Here is a 355-nt window from a genome sequence, read left to right as displayed (position 1 = left end):
GACTACGTTGGGGAAGCGACGTGAGCGAGGGCAACGGTAGTTGCTGATAAGCGCGTCGGGCAATCTCTCGGAGGCCCAACTGTAGAAAACTCAAACCTCGCTGACCGTGCCAGTCGAGCTGCAGACGTTTGCCAGCCTTAACCAGCAGCACCCCGAGTACCACCGCAATCAGATGAGCGATATCGAGCAGCATCACCAGAGTCGTCAGCTGCTGAGCGTTGCGCCGCCGGGATTGCGGCAGGTGGAAGCCAGCTGACTTGTAATCCTTGAAATGGGGTTCAATGCCGCCAAAGCGTGCTCCATAGTGTGCAAAGGTTGTCAGCGACGAGGGCGCACTAGAGAGCACGGCCCACGG

The 355-nt window shown here is 58.9% G+C and carries 1 pseudogene; it reads right to left on the bottom strand.

From position 1 onward, the window contains the following. Window positions 1–355, bottom strand: a pseudogene (locus tag JUK32_RS21325) (IS4 family transposase); the annotation flags it as partial.

Source organism: Halomicronema sp. CCY15110 (assembly GCF_016888165.1).
Taxonomy (GTDB): Bacteria; Cyanobacteriota; Cyanobacteriia; order Phormidesmidales; family Phormidesmidaceae; genus Halomicronema.
This window is presented reverse-complemented; position numbering and strand designations above follow the sequence as displayed.